We start from the raw sequence: 16,621 nt of genomic DNA on the forward strand, positions 1-16,621 counted from the left end.
CGGTTTTCTTCAGGGAGCAGAGCCATGCCGCTATGTTTGCGCAACGCACCGCAAGACGACACCCAGCGCCTGACCGTCAACGAACACAATGCCCGGGCGATCCGTTTCTACCAGCGCAACGGCTTTGTGAGGGGCGGCGAAACCCTGTTCCCCTGCGGCGCCGACCTGCACCGCGACTGGGTCATGCTGCGCCGTTGAAGCGGCCCCGCCATCAGCCCGCGCCAGGCGTCAGGTCACCCAGCTCAAGGTCATCGATGGATACCACTTGCTCCAGCAGAAAGGCGCGCAGGCCGTCGATCTGTTCCCGGCGCGGGCTGTCCCGCAGCCACACCAGGTAATAGCCGTCCCCCGACGCCAGCGCACGGGGAAACGGCAGGCTGACCAGGCCCTGGCGGATGTCCTCGGCCACCAGGTACAGGTCGGCGATGGACAGCCCGTGGCCACGCATGGCCGCGCAGATCGCCTGGTCCAGGGTGTCGAAGACGTTGCCCCGGTCCAGCCGTACCTGCTCCAGCAGGCCCTGGGCCTGTAGCCAGCGCCGCCAGTCGCGGCGGTCCGCCGAAGGGTGGATCAGTGGCGCCTCCCTGAGCCGTTCCAGGGTCCAGGGCGGCGCATCCACAGCCTCCGGAGGGCCGATGGGAATCAGCCACTCATCGAACAGCTTGCAGGCCTCGACCCCGGCGCCGAACTGCCCGTTGCCCAGCAGAATCGCGCAGTCATAGGGCTCGGCATGAAAATCCACATGATCGAAATCCATCCACACGCTGGCCAGTTGCACCGCCAGCGACGGCTGCTGGTGCTTGAGCTGGTCCAGGGCCCGCAGCAGCCAACGCATGGTCAGTGTCGAAGGGGCCTTGAGGCGTAATTGGCCACTGCCGCTGCGCAGCGGCAGACAGGCGTCCTCGATGATCCGGAACCCCGCCTTGAGCTCCCGGGCCAGGCGCTGCCCAACGTCCGTGAGTACCAACCTGGGGCCGTGGCGCTCGAACAGGCGGCAGCCGAACTGGCTTTCCAGGGTGCGGATATGCCGGCTGATGGCGCTTTGGGTCAGGGACAGCTCCTCTGCGGCCCGGGTGAAGGAGCTGGAACGGGCCGCCACTTCAAAGGCGCGCAAGGCATAGAGCGGCGGCAGGGACTCGACCATCGGCAAACACTCAGCATGATTAAAAATCATAGTAAGTCACAGCTTTTTGCGTTTTTCAACGCAGGCTCAAGCCTTCAGGCTAGGGCCTTTGCCAATGACCGAGGAGTTGCCGGGTGGATGTGAACATGTCGTTATTGCTGGCCTATACCCTGAGCGTGCTGATGCTGGTGGCGACCCCGGGGCCGGTGGTGGCGCTGATCGTCAGCACCAGCATGAACGCCGGCCCGCGCCAGGCGCTGCTGACCGCCCTGGGCACCAACGCAGCGTCGTTGCTGCTGGCCCTGCTAGCGGTGCTGATGCTCTCCGGCGGGCTGGCCCTGGACCCACGGCTGATCCACTGGATCAGCGTGCTGGGCTGCTGCTTCATTGCCTGGCTGGCCGTGCAGGGGTTGCGCGAGGCGGCCACCCAACCCGCTGCGCAAGCACCGGCCAAGCCCCTGGCCGGGCGCGGCAGGGGCCTGGCCACCGGCTTTGTGGTGGGCATCGGCAACCCCAAGGACATCATCTTCTTTGTCTCGTTCTTCCCCCAGTTCATCCAGGTCGGCCGTACCTTCGAACACAGCGCACTGCTGCTGACCCTGGTGTGGGTACTGATCGACCTGGCGGTGCTGGGGGCCTATATCCTGGTGGCACGCCAGGGCTTCTCGCGGAAGTACAAGCGCCTGGTGACGGGGGTGTCGAGCCTGGTGCTGCTGGCAGTGGCCGTGGTGGGGCTGGCCTATTCGCTGCTGGAACTGTACCGCCCGGGCGCTATCTGAGGCGCCCGGCTTCAGACGCTGCGCAATTCCAGGGTCAGGTGCGACAGCCCCGGCAGCGCGGCCAGGCGCGCACGCACGGTCTCGGCACTGAGCGAGGCCCGGGCCACCACACTGACAATCGCCGCCCGGGCCCCGGGGCCCACCTGCCACACGTGCAGGTCGACGATACTGGCATCCCCCGGCCCTTCCACCGATGCGCGGATCTGCCCGGCCACCTGCTCATCGCTGGCATCGAGCAGCACCGCGGCGCTGGACTTGATCAAGGCATAGGACCAGCGGGCAATCACCAGCGCGCCGACAATGCCCATCGCCGGGTCGAGCCAGACCCAACCCAGGTAGCGCCCGGCCAGCAGCGCGGCAATGGCCAGCACCGACGTCAGGGCATCGGCCAAAACATGCACATAGGCCGAACGCAGGTTGTTGTCGCCCCCGGTCTGGTGCGACTGGTGATGCTCGTGATGCTCGTGATGCTCGTGATGCTCGTGATGCTCGTGATGCTCGTGATGCTCGTGATCATGAGAGTGGCCGTGGGAACGGCCATGGCCATGATGGTCGTGCCCCCCGCCCAGCAGCCAGGCGCTGAGAATGTTCACCAGCAACCCCGCCACGGCGATCAGCGTGGCTTCGCCAAAGGCCACGCGAGTGGGCTGGAACAGCCGCACCAGGGATTCGCCGGCAATGCCCAGCGCCACCAGGCCGAGAATGATGGCCGAGGCAAAGCCCGCCAGGTCGCCGACCTTGCCGGTGCCGAAACTGAAACGCCGGTTGCCGGCATTGCGCCGGGCAAAACCGTAGGCCGCCGCCGCGATGCCCAGGGCCCCGGCGTGGGTGGCCATGTGCAGCCCATCGGCCAGCAGGGCCATGGAACCGGTGAGGTAACCGGCGACGATCTCCCCCGCCATCATCACCACAGTCAACAGCACTACCCACAGCGTACGGCGGGCGTTGTCGTCGTGATCAGCACCGAGAAACTGATGATCGTGGGCCAGGTGTGCAGCCTGCTGAGACAGGTTCATGAGCGGCTCCTACTTGGAATAACGGCGGATGGCTTCAAGCAGTTCATCCACGCCACGGGCCCGCTCGGCATCGCTGAGCTCGGGGTTGGCCACGTGCTCCAGGGCATGGGCTTCGATGATCTCGCCCATCAGGCCGCTGATGGCGCCCCGGGTGGCGGCCACCAGGTGCAGGGTCTTGCCGCAGTCGGCCCCGCTTTCCAGGGCTCGCTCCACAGCCTGGACCTGGCCGAGAATGCGCCGGACCCGCTTGAGCAGCTCATCTTTCTGCGCATGAGTATGCGACATACCTATACCCCCTATACCTATATAGAGCGCATCTTGCTCCCCTGCCCTCGACGACGCAAGCCGGCCCGACGATGCCGAACGGTTCAAGCGCAGCCAGTATTTTGCGCGGATCGACACCTGGGACCGGGAGGTCGATACCGAGCGCCTGTACTGGTCGGAGGCGATCTACGGCATGTTCGGCTTCCAGGCGATGTACGAGGCCCGGCGCAGCGGCAACAATCACTACCGTCTCAGGCAATCAGCCGCTGCCTAGGCCTCGGCGCCTTCGCCCAGCAGGCGTTGGCGCAGGAATCTCAGGGCGCCCTGGAACAGCGGGTGCCATTGCTCCGACGGCAGGCTGGCCAGGGGCTGCCAGAAAAACTCGAACCGATGGCCGCCGTCATCCGCGGTAAAATGGCTCCAGCTTTCCGGCAACGGCGCTGGCACCCGGCATTCATGGAAGGCCCACACCTGGCCGCAGAAACCCGAATGCCAGAGCCCCAGGAAACCGCTTTCCCCGGCCTGGACACCGGCCTCTTCCGCCAGCTCGCGAACGGCAGCAGTAGCCGTGGACTCCCCCGGCTCCACCGTGCCCTTGACCAGTTGCAGGCCGGCCAGTGGATGGCGGAAAGCCAGGATCTCCAGTTCGGTGGAATGGCGCAGCACCACCGGACAGGCTTTATTGGCACGCATCGGCCCCTCGCTCCTCAAGCCTTCAATCGTCCCGGGTCAGCACTTCCAGCAACTCGATCTCGAAGATCAGGTTGGAATTGGGCGGGATGGCGCCCATGGAACGCTCGCCATAACCCAGGTGCGCCGGCACCAGCAGCTTGCGCTTGCCGCCCACCTGCATGCCCATCAGGCCCTGGTCCCAGCCCTTGATCACCCGGCCGGTGCCGATCACGCACTGGAACGGCTTGCCACGATCATAGGAGGAGTCGAAGCTGCTGCCGTCCTCCAGAAAGCCCCGGTACTGGGTGGTGATCAAGGCGCCCTTGACCACAGCCTTGCCGTCGCCCGGCTGGATATCGATGACCCGCAATTCGTCGCTCATGGTTCACTCCCGTTCAAGCATTGCCCCGTCACGGGACTGCGGCGCGCTTTTTCGCAGAATTGCCCCGGCTTGGCAATCACTGTGGCGCCACCTCGATCAGGGTATCGGTATCGAGAAAGATCGCCCCCAGCGCCATCGCGACCTCCTCGACGCTGGCGAGCCCCGGCTTCCAGCTGATCTCAAGGCTGGGCAAGCCCCGGCACCAGGCCTGGGAATCGCCAAAATGCAGGGTCAGGCGGCCCGGGGCCAGCAGCACCTGGCGGATGCCGCCATAGCCGGACACTGCCTGGCCGCCCAGTTCCACATGGTAAGTGTCCATGCCCAACTGGCGGTCCTGCTCGTCAAAGCATTCGGCGCGCTGCAACAGCAGGTAGTGCCCGGGCTGCTGCCCGTCGTCGGCAAAGCCCAGGATCTGCACCTCGTCTTCAGTGCAGGCACTGTAGCCAGTGGCATGAAATTTCAAACTCATCGCTCCTTGCTCCTTATTCGCGGTCACTGGCGCAACAGCCCGCTTTCATAATCCAGCCAGTCCTGCTCAAAGCACTCCTGCAGGTACTCCAGCACGCTGTCCAGCGACACCGAGGCAGGCACATTGACAGCAAAGAACGCCTTGCTCATGCCTTCCCAGCTGCAGCCCAGGGCGTTGATCCGCGCCAGCACCTCGGGGGTCCGGGCCCTGCCAACGTCAAAGAACACCAGGCGCAACGTGCTGTTGCCACTGCTGCGCCCGACCCGCCTGAACCACTTCAGGCCATCGGCCTCCACCTGGACTTCGACGTCGTCCTCGTAACAGGCATCCTGGGAGTAGAACGGAAGGTTGGCGATACGGTACAGGCCATCCGGCTGGCGTTCGGCCCAGACCCCTTCGCTGGCCACCGGCGGATAGTCGTCCACCACCGTCAACCTGAGCATGATCTTGTCCATCACCTGTTCCTGGTTCATTGAATAAAAGGCAGCGGTGCCCTTCGGCCCCCGCACAAGCCGAGCGCTTTTTCGCAGAATTGCCGGCCCTTGGCAATCATTGACGGGTCGCCGGCGAAGGTGTGTCACCGAACAGGAAGATTCCGTTACCATTGCCGCCCCCACGCCTCACCCGATAAGGACATCCCATGGCCACCGCCGATATCGTCGCCCTGGTGCTGCTCGCCGCTCTGGCGCTGTACCTGGTCAGCCTCTACAACCGCCTGACCACCCGGCGTACCCGTCTGCGCAATGCCTTCGCCCAGATCGAGGTGCAACTCAAGCGCCGCTACGACCTGATCCCCAACCTGTTGGAAACCGTCAAGGGCTACCTGCAGCACGAGCGCCAGACCCTGACTGCCCTGGCCGAGGCGCGCAACAGCGCGCGGGACAGCCTGCAAGCGGCTGCTGCGCAACCCGGTGACAGCGCCAGCATCGCCCGCCTGGGCCAGGACCAGGGTGCCCTGGACCAGGTCCTCGACCGCCTGCACCTGAGCCTGGAAGCCTACCCGGAACTCAAGGCCTCGCAGAACATGGCGCAACTCAGCGAAGAACTGACCAGCACCGAGAACAAGGTCGCCTATGCGCGCCAGGCCTTCAACGATGCAGTGACCGACTACAACCTGTGCAAGCAGCGGGTGCCGGCGCTGTTTTTCGCCGGGCTGTTCGGCCACCGGGCCGATGCCGCCCTGCTGCAATTTGCCGACAGCGCGCGCATTCAAGACGCCAGCAAAGTCTCCTTCCAGTAACTGCACCTGCCGCCGGAAACCTGCATGAAGTTCTTTCAACACCAGGCCCGTGCCCGGCGCCACACCCTCAAACTGCTGCTGTTGATGACACTGGCGGTGACCACCCTGGTCAGCCTCAGCAGCCTGGGGCTGGGCCTGTTATGGCGCGAGCTGAGCCAGGAGTATGGCCAACCCAAGGTGCTGAACTGGATCGTCGTTGCAGTCGTGGCACTGCTCATGCTGCTGGTGGTGCTGCTGGGCAGTTGGTACAAGACCTGGCGCCTGCGGGCCGGCGGCAAGGTGATCGCCGAGCACTTGGGCGGACGCCTGATCAACGATTCGCCGCGGGGCAGCGAGGAACAGCGACTGCTCAATATCGTCGAGGAAATGGCCCTGGCCTCGGGCGCCACCATGCCTGCGGTGTATGTGCTGCCGGAAGACGGGATTAACGCCTTCGCCGCCGGGCTGACCCCGCAGCAGGCCGTACTCGGCATCACCCGCGGAGCTCTCGTCCATCTGGACCGCGACGAATTGCAGGGCTTGGTCGCCCATGAGTTCAGCCACATTCACAACGGCGACATGCGCCTCAACACCCGCTTGCTGGCGGTGATCCACGGCCTGCTGGTGTTCAGCCTCGCCGGCATCGCGGTGCTGCGCCAGGCTGAAAAGCAGCACCTGGGCAGTGACCGCCACCGCTTCTTCTGGCAGATCGTGTTCGCCGTGCTGGGCCTGGCCCTGCTGATCTTCGGTTCCCTGGGCAGCCTGCTGGGCAACCTGATCAAGGCCGCCATCTGCCGCCAGCGCGAGTTTCTCGCCGATGCCTCGGCGGTGCAGTTCACCCGCAACCCTCAGGGCATTGCCGGGGCCCTGAAAAAGATCGGCGGCAGCAGCGCCGGCTCACGCCTGCGCGCCTTCGCCGCCGCGCAGTACAGCCACCTGTATTTTCACCAGGGGGTGAAACTGCGCCTGGGCCGCCTGATGGCCACCCACCCACCGCTGGCTGCGCGCATCCAGCGCCTGGACCCGCAGTGGGATGGGCGCTTCAAGCCACTGTAACTGCGCTACCAGAGGGCAATGTCGTAAGTGATGTAGAGGCGGTTGCTGTCGCGTCCACGGGCATAGTCGGAGCGATACACATAATTGCGCAGCTTCACCCCCAGCCCCTTGAACGAGCCCTGCTGGAGCACGTAGGCCAGTTCGCTGTCGCGCTCCCACTCATCGACCCGGGTATTGGACTTGCCGTCATTGCCACTCAGGTAGCGGGAACTGAAGGTCAGGCCGGGGACACCGAGGCCGGCGAAGTTGTAGCCGTAGCCGAGCATCCAGGTCTTCTCGCCCTCCTCGATGAACTTACCGATGCCGGCGTTGCTGAAGGAGTAGACCGTGGCGCCGCTGATATACGGCAAGCCGGCATCGCCACTGAGGCGCTGATAGCCGCCGCCAAGGGAATGCCCGGCAATCGCGTAGGTCAGTTGGCCGCTGAACATGCGGTTGGCGATCTTGCCGTCAAACGCCGCGCCTGAATCGGCGCTGCGAAAGTAGCGCAGGTCGCTGGTCAAGGTCCCCTGCCCCAGCGCCAGGTCATGTTGCAGGCCAACAAAATCCTGCCGATAGAAGTTTTCGAGCTCGCCATGGAAATAGCTCAGGCGCAGGGTCTTGCTCCATTTGTATTCGCCCCCGCCGTAGCGGAAGTCCCCGGACTGGCCGCCGCTGTAGCCGTCGGGCACCAGCCCCACGCTGTCGGTGGAATCGCGCAGTTTAAAGCGCTGCAGATAGCCGCCGGTCAAGCTCAAGCCGTCGATATCCGTGCTGGTGAGCTGGGTGCCCTGATAGGTCTGCGGCAACAGACGGGCATCGTTGTAGACCAGCACCGGGGTCTTGGGCAGCAGGGTGCCGTACTTGAGCGTGGTCTTGGCCAGCCGCACCTTGGCCGTGGCGCCGGCACTGGCAAATTCGCTCGCGGCGCGACCGTCGTCGTGCACCGGCAGCAGCCCCGTGCCACTGCGCCCCTTGCCGGAATCGAGCCGAACCCCCAGCAGTCCCAGGGCATCGACCCCGAACCCCAGGGTGCCCGGGGTGAATCCGGACTGATAATCGAGCAGGAAACCCTGGGCCCATTCAGTGCGCTCGCTCTTGGCCGTGCGCGCGGCCTTGGCGCTGAGCCCGTGTTCGTCGCGGAAGTTCTCGTTGAAATAGACGTTGCGCAGTTGCAGCTTGAGGCTGCTGTCGTCGATGAAGCCAGCGCCCTGGGCCGCCGCCAGGGGCAGCAGGCTCAGGCTGGACAGAATCAGGGTGCGAGTGTGCCAATAGCTCATGAGGTAGTTCTCGTTATTGTTATTCAAGGCGCAGTTGTCCCTGGCGCCCCTGAGACAAGCGCGCCGGGCCATCAAAGAGGGTTTCGAACGAATCAGACGAACAGGGTCAGGGCGCCGGTCAGCAAGGCCAGGGCGGTAATCACCAGAGAGGTCAGCACGGCCCACTTCACCGTGGCTTTCTGGAAGTCGCCAATGTCACGGTCCACCATGCCCACCAGCAGCAGGGTCGAGGCCACCAGCGGGCTCATCAGGTGCACCGGCTGGCCGAGGATCGAGGCCCGGGCGATTTCCAGGGGGGAAATGCCATAGGCCGCCGCCGCGTTGGCCAGGATCGGCACCACGCCGAAGTAGTAGGCATCGTTGGACAGGACGAAGGTCAACGGCATGCTGGTCAGCGCCACCACCAGCGGGAACAGGTGGCCCCAGGATGGCGGAATCCAGTCCACCAGGGTCTGTGCCAGGGCGTCGACCATCTTGGTACCAGAGAAAATCCCGGCGAAGATCCCCGCGGCGAACACCAGCAGCACCACGGTCATGGCGTTACCCGAGTGGGCGAGAATGCGCTCCTTCTGAATATCCAGCTGCGGGTAGTTGATCATCAAGGCCAGGACAAAACCGATCAGGAACAGCACCGCCGAGTGCATCAGGCCCAGCACCAGCGCGGTCATCACCGCCATCACCAGCAGCAGGTTGACGTAGGCCAGCTTGGGCCGCTTGTGCGGGGTGTCTTCGAGAATCGCCTTGATGTAGCAGTCGCCACCGCCGCTTTGCAGCTGGGTATTGCCGATGCGCTTGCGTTCGGCCCGGCCCAGCAGGTAGGCGGTGAACACCACCCAGGCGGCGCCACCGATCATGGTCGGCAGCAGCGGCACGAAGTACTCGCCGGCATCCAGGCCCAGGGCGGCGATGGCGCGCGTGGCCGGCCCACCCCAGGGGGTCATGCCGCTCATGATGCTCAAGGACAGCATGGAAATGGTGGCGAGGATCATCGGGTTCATGCCGATGCGCTTGTACAGCGGCAGCATGGCCGCGCAAGTGATCATGTAGGTGGTGGTGCCGTCACCGTCCAGGGCCACCACCAGCGACAGCAGCGCGGTGCCCATGGCGATCTTGGTCGGATCGCCATTGACCCGCTTGAGAATCTTGCGGATCAGCGGGTCGAACAACCCCGAATCGATCATCAGGCCGAAAAACAGAATGGCGAACAGCAACAGCGCCGCCGACGGCGCGACCATTTTCAGGCCGTCGAGCATCATCTTGCCGGTGGTGCCGGCAAACCCGCCGAGCACCGCGAAGACGATGGGCACCAGCGTCAACGCCACGATGGGCGACAGGCGCTTGGTCATGATCAGGAAGGTGAAGACCACCACCATGGCGAGGCCGAGTAAAGCGAGCATAAGTCGATTCTCTTGTTTTTATGATGAGCGTGGCCGACGCGCGGGCGCACGGCCACCCGAGCGCCGGAGGCCCAGATCAAGGGCGCCCGGCACAGGTGTTGAGTCGGTACTTGGGGTGAAGCGGTGCGGCCTGGCGGGTCTAGCCGAGCTTGTTCGCCAGCGCGCTCGCCGGGGTGTCGTCGGCAGCGGCGGCCTGGGCCGCAAGGGGCTGGCCATCGAGCGTGCGCAACAGCACCTGGCGGTCGCAGGCCTGCTCCGAAATGGCGATCACCACGGTTGCCACGGCGTTGCTGGCCAGGCTGGTCAAGGCCCGGGCCTCGGACATGAAGCGATCGATGCCGATCAGCAACGCCAGGCCGGCCAGGGGGATGTCATGAATCACCGTCAGGGTCGAGGCCAGGGCCACGAAACCGCTGCCGGTCACTCCGGCGGCGCCCTTGGACGACAGCAGCATGATCGCCAGCATGGTGACCACCTGCCCGGCGCTCAGGTCGATGTTGCACGCCTGGGCAATGAAGATCGCCGCCAGGGACAGGTAGATCGCCGTGCCGTCGAGGTTGAACGAATAGCCGGTGGGCAGCACCAGCCCCACCACGCTCTTGCGGCAGCCCAGGGCCTGGAGTTTTTCCAGCATGCGTGGCATCACCGGCTCCGTGGACGAGGTGCCAAGCACCACCAGGAACTCTTCGCGCAGGTAGCGCAGCAGCTTCCACAGGCTGAAGCCGTTGGCCCGGCAAATGCCCCCCAGGACCACGCAGACAAAGAAGCCGCAGGCGACATACAGGGTCATGATCAGTTTGGCCAGGGCGCCCAGGGAGGTGATGCCGTACTGGCCCACGGTAAAGGCCAGGGCCCCGAAGGCGCCGACGGGGGCAAAACGCATCAGGTAGGAAAAAATCTTGAACACCATCTGCGAGGCCGACTCCAGTACCTCCAGCACCGGCTTGCCACGCTCGCCCAGGGACGACAGGGCAAACCCGCACAGCACCGCGATAAACAGCACCGGCAGGACCTCGCCCTTGTTGAAGGCGCCGATGAAGGTCTCGGGGATGATGTGCAGGAAGAATTCCACCACCCCCAGCTTGGCCGCCGACTCGGTGTACTGGGACAGGCCCTGGGTGTTCAGCCGGGTGGGGTCGATATTCATCCCCGCGCCGGGCTGGAACAGGTAGACCGCCCCCAGGCCGATGAACAGGCTGATCAGCGTCAGGCCCAGGAACAGCAGCATGGTCTTGCTCAGCAGCCGACCCAGGGAACGCTTGTCACTCATGCCGGCGATGCCGGTGACGATGGTGCAGAACACCACGGGAGCGATCATCATCTTGATCAGCTTGATGAAGGCGTCGCCCAGCGGCTTCAAGGCAATGGCTTGCTGGGCCCAGAAGTGCCCCACCAGTACCCCGAGGCACACCGCGCAGAGGATCTGGAAGTAGAGCGATTTAACAACTTTCATGGCATCACCCATTTTTAGAATTGTACTGATGCAACCAGGATCGACAGCGCGTCGACTAACCGGCTAGACGTTGTGCAGCAGGCGCGTAGACATACCCGGAAAATAACCGGCGGGCGGTGCGGACCACCGAGGCGCGGATGGTCTCGGGGCTGGTTCCGCTGTAGGACAATACGACATCTATCGCCCCGCTGGGGTGTTCGATTCGAACCTGATGCAGACGCGGTTCACTGATCCCGCCGAGCATCTCGGCCACCACGCTGCCGGCGGTGACACAGGCGGTAGCCAGGCCGATGGAGCCGGTGATGGCCAGGGCCCGATGGCAGTTGTGGGGCATGAAATAGCGCACCGCCAGGGTGCCCCCCGCCCGGGCCGGGGACACCAGCACCGGCTTGGGAATCACCTTGTCGCTGACATCCCCCAGGCCCATGGCCAGGCCGGCCTTGAGCCGCAGGCTCTCCAGGCGCTGGAGAAAGTCCGTATCAGCGTCCAGTTCGGCGGGGCTTTCATCGCCGCGCTTGCCCAGGCAGGCCGCCTGCACCAGCACCATGGGCATGGCCATGTCGATGCAGGTCACGGCAATGCCGTCGATCAGGTCCTGAGGCTGGCCGGTGGGGAACAACTGGCCGGTCTTGCTCCCGGCGGCATCGAGGAAAGTCAGGGCCACCGGCGCCGCGCTGCCCGGCACGCCGTCAATGGTGGTGTCGCCTTCGTAGCTGACCTTGCCATCGGGGGTCTGGACCTGGGCGTTGACCAAGGTGCCGGTGTTGAGGTTGCGAATCCGCACCTGGGTCTGAGCACCCGTGGCCTTGACCAGCCCCTGCTCTATGGCAAAGGGCCCGACGGCGCAGAGCATGTTGCCGCAGTTGGGCGCGGTATCGACCCGCCGCTGCGACACCATGACCTGGACGAACAGGTAGTCGACATCCGCCTCCGGGTGCAGCGACGGACTGACGATCGCCACCTTGCTGGTTTGCGGGCTGCCACCGCCGATGCCGTCGATTTCCAGCTCATGGCCGGAGCCCATCAGGTTGAGCAACAGCTCATCACGCTCGGACACTGCCACCGGCAGATCCCAGGCCAGAAAAAACGGCCCTTTGGAGGTGCCGCCGCGCATCAACACACAAGGAATTCGTTGCATGAACACTGACTCTTGTTGATCAATCGAGGTAATTGATGTTCTGGGCACAAGAGTGTCAGGGATTAAAATGTGTTTCCAATGCAAATATCAGAGAGATTATTGCGTTTCGCGCATGAGTTAAATATCGTGTCCGCCAGCGCCCCACCCGACTCCCGCCTTGAGTAACCCGCATGGAATATGAGCTTCAGGACATAAGATCTTTCGTGAAAATCGCCGAACTGGGGAGTTTTCACGAAGCAGCCGACGCCTTGCACCTGTCCCAACCGGCCCTGAGCCGGCGCATGAAAAAGCTCGAAGAGGGACTGGGTACCGCCCTCCTCGATCGCACCACGCGCAAGGTCAGCCTGACCAGCGTCGGCCGCGACTTCCTGCCCAAGGCCCGCCGCCTGCTGGACGACTTCGACGATTCGATCCTCAACATCCGTGAGCTGGCGGAACGGCAGATCGGTCAGGTGACCCTGGCCTGCATCCCCACGGCGGCGTTCTATTTCCTGCCGTCGGTGATCCGCCTGTACAACCAGCGCTACCCGAAAATCCGCATCCGCCTGCTCGACCTCAGCGCCAACGAGGGCCTTGAAGCGGTGCTGCGCGGCGAAGCGGACTTCGGCATCAACATGATGAGCGGCCAGCACCCGGACATCGAGTTCGTGCCACTGGTCAACGAACCCTTTGTCCTGGCCTGCCGGCGCGACCATGAACTGGCCGAGCGCAGCTCGGTGACCTGGTCGGAACTCAGCGATTATCGCTTGATCGGCGTCGGCCGCCTGAGCGGCAACCGCATGCTGCTGGACCATGCCCTGTCCGGCTTGAGCTGGCGGCCCCAGTGGTTCTACGAGGTGCAGCACCTGTCCACGTCACTGGGCATGGTGGAGGCCGGGCTCGGGGTGTCGGCCATGCCCAGCCTGGCCATGCCCGCCGCCGATCACCCGACCCTGGTCAGCGTTCCGCTGACCGAGCCGGTGGTCAATCGCACCCTGGGCCTGGTGTACCGCCGCGGCGCATCGCTGTCGCCGGCCGCGGAAAAATTCGTGGCGATCCTGCTGGAGCAGTGGCCGCACTGACCGGCGCGCCCCTTCAGCCTCTCCCCCTCCAGCCTCCCTCCTACTCCGACGTGCCTTGCAGGACGCACCGCCAGTCTCAGAACATCCACGCCGTTTTTATCCGGGCGCAAACTGGCAACAGCCATCGGCTGATTGTCACCGGTGAGCCTTTATCATCACCGGCGCCCCGTTCTCCCTGGAGTCCCCCCGATGCCCCATGAAGGCAACCTGCTACAAGCCGCCGTCGTGTTCCTCTGCGCCGCGGTGCTCATCGTGCCCCTGGCCAAGCGCCTGCAACTGGGGGCCGTGCTCGGCTACCTGCTGGCCGGGGTGCTGATCGGCCCGTCGGTGCTGGGGCTGGTGGGCAACCCGCAAAGCGTCAGTCATATCTCCGAGCTGGGGGTGGTGCTGTTGCTGTTCATCATCGGCCTGGAGCTGTCGCCCAAGCGCCTGTGGGTGATGCGCAAGGCGGTGTTCGGCGTCGGCCTGGCCCAGGTGCTGTTGACCGGCACAGTGATCGGCGTGGTGGCGCTGTTTCTGTTCGGCCAATCGCTGAACAGCGCCATCGTGCTGGGCCTGGGCCTGGCCCTGTCGTCCACGGCCCTGGGCCTGCAAAGCCTGGCCGAACGCAAGGAACTGAACAGCCCTCATGGGCGCATGGCCTTCGCCATCCTGCTGTTCCAGGACATCGCCGCCATTCCACTGATCGCCATGGTCCCGGTGCTGGCTGGTGGCGATCACCACACCAGCAGCGCCGAGGACCTGCGCCACGGCCTGCAGGTGCTGGGCAGCATCGCCGTGGTGGTGGTGGGCGGGCGCTACCTGCTGCGCCCGGTGTTTCGCATCGTGGCCAAGACCCGCTTGCCGGAAGTCTCCACCGCCACTGCCTTGCTGGTGGTGATCGGCACCGCCTGGCTGATGGACCTGGTGGGCGTATCCATGGCCCTGGGGGCCTTCCTCGCCGGCCTGCTGCTGGCAGACTCGGAATACCGCCATGAGCTGGAAGCGCAGATCGAACCCTTCAAGGGCCTGCTGCTGGGGCTGTTCTTCATCAGCGTCGGCATGGGCGCCAATATCAGCCTGCTGCTCAGCGCGCCCATCGCGGTGCTGGGCCTGACCCTGCTGCTGATCGCCCTCAAGCTGCCGCTGCTGTTCGTGGTCGGGCGCCTGGCCGGTGGCCTGGGACGCGAGAGTGCGGTGCGCCTCGGGGTGGTGCTGGCGGCGGGCGGCGAGTTCGCTTTCGTGGTGTTCAAGATCGGCCGCGACCAGGGCCTGTTCGAGCCCCGCCTGTATGACCTGCTGGTGCTGACCATCACCCTGTCCATGGCCCTCACCCCACTGCTGTTGCTGGCCTGCACCCGCTGGCTGAAACCCAAGGCCAAGCCGGTGGAAATGCCCGCTGAGTATCGCCGGATCGATTCCGACGGGCCGCGGGTGGTGATTGCCGGCATGGGCCGCATGGGGCAGATCGTGGCGCGGATCCTGCGGGCACAGAAAGTGCCCTTCGTGGCCCTGGACACCTCGGTGGAAACCATTGAACTGATCCGCAGTTTCGGCGGCATGCCGGTGTTCTACGGCGACCCGTTGCGCCCGGAGATCCTCAGCGCGGCCAAGGTCGGCGAAGCGGAGTACTTCGTCATTGCCACCGACGACCCGGAAACCAATATCAAGACTGCCGAGCAGGTCAGCCGGCTCTACCCGCACCTGAAGATCATCGCCCGGGCGCGCAACCGCCAGCACGTGCACCGGCTGGTGGACCTGGGGGCCCAGGCGGTGCGGGAGACCTACTATTCCAGCCTGGAAATGAGCCGCCGTACCCTGGTGGGGCTGGGCTTGAGCCAGGCCCAGGCCGATTCGCGGATCCAGCGTTTCACCCAGCACGACGAACAACTGCTGGCGGCCCAGCACGCCGTCTACGACGACGCCGCCAAGGTCCTGCAAAGCGCCCAGGAAGCCCGCGCCGAACTGGCCCGGCTGTTCGAAGCCGACGAACAGGACGAACAGATCGAAAGCCCGCTGCCGCCGATGCGCTGAGGCCCCGCGCCCTTCGCTGGCAAGCCAGCTCCTACAGGCCGGTACGACACACCGTAGGAGCCGGCTGGCCGGCGAAGGCGGCCTCAGCAACACCGGAAAACGATCTGCATGACGCAACACGTCCTCCGGCGGCTACCGACAGATTCTGTCAGCAGAGGGCGTGTAGAGTGGACGCCGCCCCGGCTTTGAATGGATATGCCCCATGAGTTCTACCCAAGAGCAGGCCCCCGCCCTCAAGGAAATCTTCAACCAGCAGCGCCTGATGCATATCGCCGACGCCATGCACGCGGTGCACCCGGCCTTCGATCGTCAGGGGTTCCTGCAACGGGCCGGCCACGGCCTCGCCGAGCTGTCGCTGATGCAGCGCCTGGCCCGGGTCAGCGAGAGCCTGCACCAGGTACTGAGCCTGGACTACCCCAGCAGCCTGGAGCTGCTGCAAGCCCTGGCGCCGCGCCTGAACAGCCGCTTCGTGTGCATCTTCCTGCCCCACTACGTGGCCAGCTACGGCCTGCATGACTTCGAGCTGTCCATGGCGGCACTGAAGTATTTCACCGGCTTCGGCTCATCGGAGTTCGCCGTGCGCCACTTCTTGCGCCAGGATTGCCAGCGCACGCTGGCCGTGATGCACGAGTGGGCCACGGACAGCGATGAACACGTACGCCGCCTGGCCAGCGAAGGCAGCCGCCCGCGCCTGCCCTGGTCGTTCCGTCTGGAACAGTTGCAGGCCGACCCGCAACTGGCGGCGCCGATCCTCGAACGCCTGCGCAATGACCCCAGCCTGTACGTGCGCAAGTCGGTGGCCAACCACCTCAACGACATCACCAAAGAGCACCCGCAGTGGGTTCTGGAACGTCTTGAAGGCTGGCCCCTGGAGCAGCCGCACAGTGCCTGGATCGCCCGTCATGCCTTGCGCAGCCTGATCAAGCAGGGCGACCGCCGGGCCCTGGCGCTGATCGGCGCCGGGGCCCGGGCCGAGGTCCAGGTTTGCCGCTTCCAGGTGGCCCCCGGGCAATTGCACCTGGGGGACAGCCTCAACCTGTCCCTGACCCTGGTTTCCACCTGCTCGCACGAACAGCGCCTGGTGGTGGATTACGCCATCGACTACGTCAAGGCCTCCGGCGCCACCGCGAGCAAGGTGTTCAAGCTCAAGACCTTCACCCTGCAAGGCCTGGCCCAGGTGGAGCTTGGCCGCAGCCAGCAGATCCGCGAACTGACCACCCGCCGCCACTATCCGGGGCGCCACGGCGTGCGATTGCTGGTCAACGGCGAAGCTCTGGCCACAGGTCATTTCGACTTGCTCGTCCCCTGATCCCCAAGGAA

The 16,621-nt window shown here is 65.0% G+C and carries 17 protein-coding genes and 2 pseudogenes; 8 read left to right on the forward strand and 11 right to left on the reverse strand.

What is annotated here, in order from left to right:
* Window positions 1-66: 66 nt before the first annotated feature.
* Window positions 67-198 (forward strand): annotated as a pseudogene (locus ABCR88_RS18595) (GNAT family N-acetyltransferase); the annotation flags it as partial.
* 13 nt (window positions 199-211) lie between these two features.
* Here ABCR88_RS18595 and ABCR88_RS18600 read toward each other — a convergent pair.
* Window positions 212-1,144: a LysR substrate-binding domain-containing protein gene (locus ABCR88_RS18600; protein ID WP_041117612.1), complete on the reverse strand. Its 933-nt coding sequence runs from the start codon at window positions 1,142-1,144 to the stop codon at window positions 212-214.
* Between the two features lie 119 nt (window positions 1,145-1,263).
* Here ABCR88_RS18600 and ABCR88_RS18605 point away from each other — a divergent pair, with 119 nt between their 5' ends.
* Window positions 1,264-1,902: a LysE family translocator gene (locus tag ABCR88_RS18605; protein ID WP_350404904.1), complete on the forward strand. Its 639-nt coding sequence runs from the start codon at window positions 1,264-1,266 to the stop codon at window positions 1,900-1,902.
* A gap of 11 nt (window positions 1,903-1,913) precedes the next feature.
* Here ABCR88_RS18605 and dmeF read toward each other — a convergent pair whose 3' ends face one another.
* Both dmeF and ABCR88_RS18615 read right to left on the reverse strand, forming a co-directional pair.
* Window positions 1,914-2,918, reverse strand: coding sequence for a CDF family Co(II)/Ni(II) efflux transporter DmeF (gene dmeF / locus ABCR88_RS18610; RefSeq protein WP_350403033.1), 1,005 nt, complete (start codon window positions 2,916-2,918; stop codon window positions 1,914-1,916).
* Window positions 2,919-2,927: 9 nt separating this feature from the next.
* Window positions 2,928-3,203 (reverse strand): metal/formaldehyde-sensitive transcriptional repressor, encoded by a 276-nt coding sequence (locus ABCR88_RS18615; protein ID WP_011060804.1) that lies wholly within the window; start codon window positions 3,201-3,203, stop codon window positions 2,928-2,930.
* A 70-nt stretch (window positions 3,204-3,273) separates the two neighbouring features.
* Here ABCR88_RS18615 and ABCR88_RS18620 point away from each other — a divergent pair.
* Window positions 3,274-3,390, forward strand: a pseudogene (locus ABCR88_RS18620) (diguanylate cyclase); the annotation flags it as partial.
* Between the two features lie 62 nt (window positions 3,391-3,452).
* On the opposite strand, the gene ABCR88_RS18625 reads toward ABCR88_RS18620, so the two are convergent.
* From ABCR88_RS18625 to ABCR88_RS18640, 4 genes are all read right to left on the reverse strand, one after another.
* A complete protein-coding gene (locus ABCR88_RS18625; RefSeq protein ID WP_041117608.1) occupies window positions 3,453-3,875 on the reverse strand; it encodes an NUDIX domain-containing protein in 423 nt (140 codons plus the stop codon).
* 22 nt (window positions 3,876-3,897) lie between these two features.
* Window positions 3,898-4,236, reverse strand: coding sequence for an FKBP-type peptidyl-prolyl cis-trans isomerase (locus ABCR88_RS18630; protein WP_350403036.1), 339 nt, complete (start codon window positions 4,234-4,236; stop codon window positions 3,898-3,900).
* Window positions 4,237-4,312: 76 nt separating this feature from the next.
* A complete protein-coding gene (locus ABCR88_RS18635; protein ID WP_015635243.1) occupies window positions 4,313-4,705 on the reverse strand; it encodes an Imm10 family immunity protein in 393 nt (130 codons plus the stop codon).
* 23 nt (window positions 4,706-4,728) lie between these two features.
* On the reverse strand, window positions 4,729-5,160 hold the full coding sequence (locus ABCR88_RS18640; protein ID WP_350403038.1) for a DUF4265 domain-containing protein: 432 nt from the start codon (window positions 5,158-5,160) through the stop codon (window positions 4,729-4,731).
* Between the two features lie 185 nt (window positions 5,161-5,345).
* Here ABCR88_RS18640 and ABCR88_RS18645 point away from each other — a divergent pair, with 185 nt between their 5' ends.
* The gene (locus tag ABCR88_RS18645; RefSeq protein WP_015635241.1) at window positions 5,346-5,945 is read left to right on the forward strand and encodes a LemA family protein; all 600 of its coding nucleotides are present in this window, start codon (window positions 5,346-5,348) and stop codon (window positions 5,943-5,945) included.
* A 24-nt stretch (window positions 5,946-5,969) separates the two neighbouring features.
* Window positions 5,970-6,980, forward strand: a complete 1,011-nt coding sequence (locus ABCR88_RS18650; protein WP_041117602.1) for a M48 family metallopeptidase — start codon at window positions 5,970-5,972, stop codon at window positions 6,978-6,980.
* 5 nt (window positions 6,981-6,985) lie between these two features.
* Here ABCR88_RS18650 and ABCR88_RS18655 read toward each other — a convergent pair whose 3' ends face one another.
* The 4 genes from ABCR88_RS18655 to ABCR88_RS18670 form a co-directional block, all read right to left on the reverse strand.
* A complete protein-coding gene (locus ABCR88_RS18655) occupies window positions 6,986-8,239 on the reverse strand; it encodes an OprD family porin (protein WP_350404905.1) in 1,254 nt (417 codons plus the stop codon).
* Window positions 8,240-8,331: 92 nt separating this feature from the next.
* A complete protein-coding gene (locus ABCR88_RS18660; RefSeq protein ID WP_041117598.1) occupies window positions 8,332-9,636 on the reverse strand; it encodes a citrate:proton symporter in 1,305 nt (434 codons plus the stop codon).
* A gap of 139 nt (window positions 9,637-9,775) precedes the next feature.
* Window positions 9,776-11,101 carry a C4-dicarboxylate transporter DctA gene (dctA, locus tag ABCR88_RS18665; RefSeq protein WP_350403041.1) on the reverse strand — a complete coding sequence of 442 codons (1,326 nt, stop codon included), beginning with the start codon at window positions 11,099-11,101 and terminating at the stop codon, window positions 9,776-9,778.
* 43 nt (window positions 11,102-11,144) lie between these two features.
* Window positions 11,145-12,227: a 4-oxalomesaconate tautomerase gene (locus ABCR88_RS18670; RefSeq protein WP_350403043.1), complete on the reverse strand. Its 1,083-nt coding sequence runs from the start codon at window positions 12,225-12,227 to the stop codon at window positions 11,145-11,147.
* Window positions 12,228-12,397: 170 nt separating this feature from the next.
* On the opposite strand from ABCR88_RS18670, the gene ABCR88_RS18675 reads away from it, so the two are divergent.
* From ABCR88_RS18675 to ABCR88_RS18685, 3 genes are all read left to right on the forward strand, one after another.
* Window positions 12,398-13,288 carry a LysR family transcriptional regulator gene (locus tag ABCR88_RS18675; protein WP_016966118.1) on the forward strand — a complete coding sequence of 297 codons (891 nt, stop codon included), beginning with the start codon at window positions 12,398-12,400 and terminating at the stop codon, window positions 13,286-13,288.
* A gap of 189 nt (window positions 13,289-13,477) precedes the next feature.
* Entirely contained in the window at window positions 13,478-15,301 is a 1,824-nt protein-coding gene (locus tag ABCR88_RS18680) for a monovalent cation:proton antiporter-2 (CPA2) family protein (RefSeq protein WP_041117590.1), read from the forward strand.
* Between the two features lie 202 nt (window positions 15,302-15,503).
* Window positions 15,504-16,610, forward strand: coding sequence for a DNA alkylation repair protein (locus tag ABCR88_RS18685; RefSeq protein ID WP_232642431.1), 1,107 nt, complete (start codon window positions 15,504-15,506; stop codon window positions 16,608-16,610).
* Window positions 16,611-16,621 lie beyond the last annotated feature (11 nt).

This window comes from Pseudomonas sp. W17 (assembly GCF_040268305.1).
In the GTDB taxonomy this organism is placed as follows: Bacteria; Pseudomonadota; Gammaproteobacteria; order Pseudomonadales; family Pseudomonadaceae; genus Aquipseudomonas; species Aquipseudomonas protegens.

Coding starts and splice junctions, on each gene's coding strand:
- ABCR88_RS18650 (WP_041117602.1), top strand. CDS start 5,970: ATGAAGTTCTTTCAACACCAGGCCCGTGCCCGGCGCCACACCCTCAAA.
- dmeF (WP_350403033.1), bottom strand. CDS start 2,918: ATGAACCTGTCTCAGCAGGCTGCACACCTGGCCCACGATCATCAGTTT.
- ABCR88_RS18600 (WP_041117612.1), bottom strand. CDS start 1,144: ATGGTCGAGTCCCTGCCGCCGCTCTATGCCTTGCGCGCCTTTGAAGTG.
- ABCR88_RS18660 (WP_041117598.1), bottom strand. CDS start 9,636: ATGCTCGCTTTACTCGGCCTCGCCATGGTGGTGGTCTTCACCTTCCTG.
- ABCR88_RS18670 (WP_350403043.1), bottom strand. CDS start 12,227: ATGCAACGAATTCCTTGTGTGTTGATGCGCGGCGGCACCTCCAAAGGG.
- ABCR88_RS18615 (WP_011060804.1), bottom strand. CDS start 3,203: ATGTCGCATACTCATGCGCAGAAAGATGAGCTGCTCAAGCGGGTCCGG.
- ABCR88_RS18640 (WP_350403038.1), bottom strand. CDS start 5,160: ATGGACAAGATCATGCTCAGGTTGACGGTGGTGGACGACTATCCGCCG.
- ABCR88_RS18625 (WP_041117608.1), bottom strand. CDS start 3,875: ATGCGTGCCAATAAAGCCTGTCCGGTGGTGCTGCGCCATTCCACCGAA.
- ABCR88_RS18675 (WP_016966118.1), top strand. CDS start 12,398: ATGGAATATGAGCTTCAGGACATAAGATCTTTCGTGAAAATCGCCGAA.
- ABCR88_RS18645 (WP_015635241.1), top strand. CDS start 5,346: ATGGCCACCGCCGATATCGTCGCCCTGGTGCTGCTCGCCGCTCTGGCG.
- ABCR88_RS18635 (WP_015635243.1), bottom strand. CDS start 4,705: ATGAGTTTGAAATTTCATGCCACTGGCTACAGTGCCTGCACTGAAGAC.
- ABCR88_RS18680 (WP_041117590.1), top strand. CDS start 13,478: ATGCCCCATGAAGGCAACCTGCTACAAGCCGCCGTCGTGTTCCTCTGC.
- ABCR88_RS18685 (WP_232642431.1), top strand. CDS start 15,504: ATGAGTTCTACCCAAGAGCAGGCCCCCGCCCTCAAGGAAATCTTCAAC.
- dctA (WP_350403041.1), bottom strand. CDS start 11,101: ATGGGTGATGCCATGAAAGTTGTTAAATCGCTCTACTTCCAGATCCTC.
- ABCR88_RS18630 (WP_350403036.1), bottom strand. CDS start 4,236: ATGAGCGACGAATTGCGGGTCATCGATATCCAGCCGGGCGACGGCAAG.
- ABCR88_RS18655 (WP_350404905.1), bottom strand. CDS start 8,239: ATGAGCTATTGGCACACTCGCACCCTGATTCTGTCCAGCCTGAGCCTG.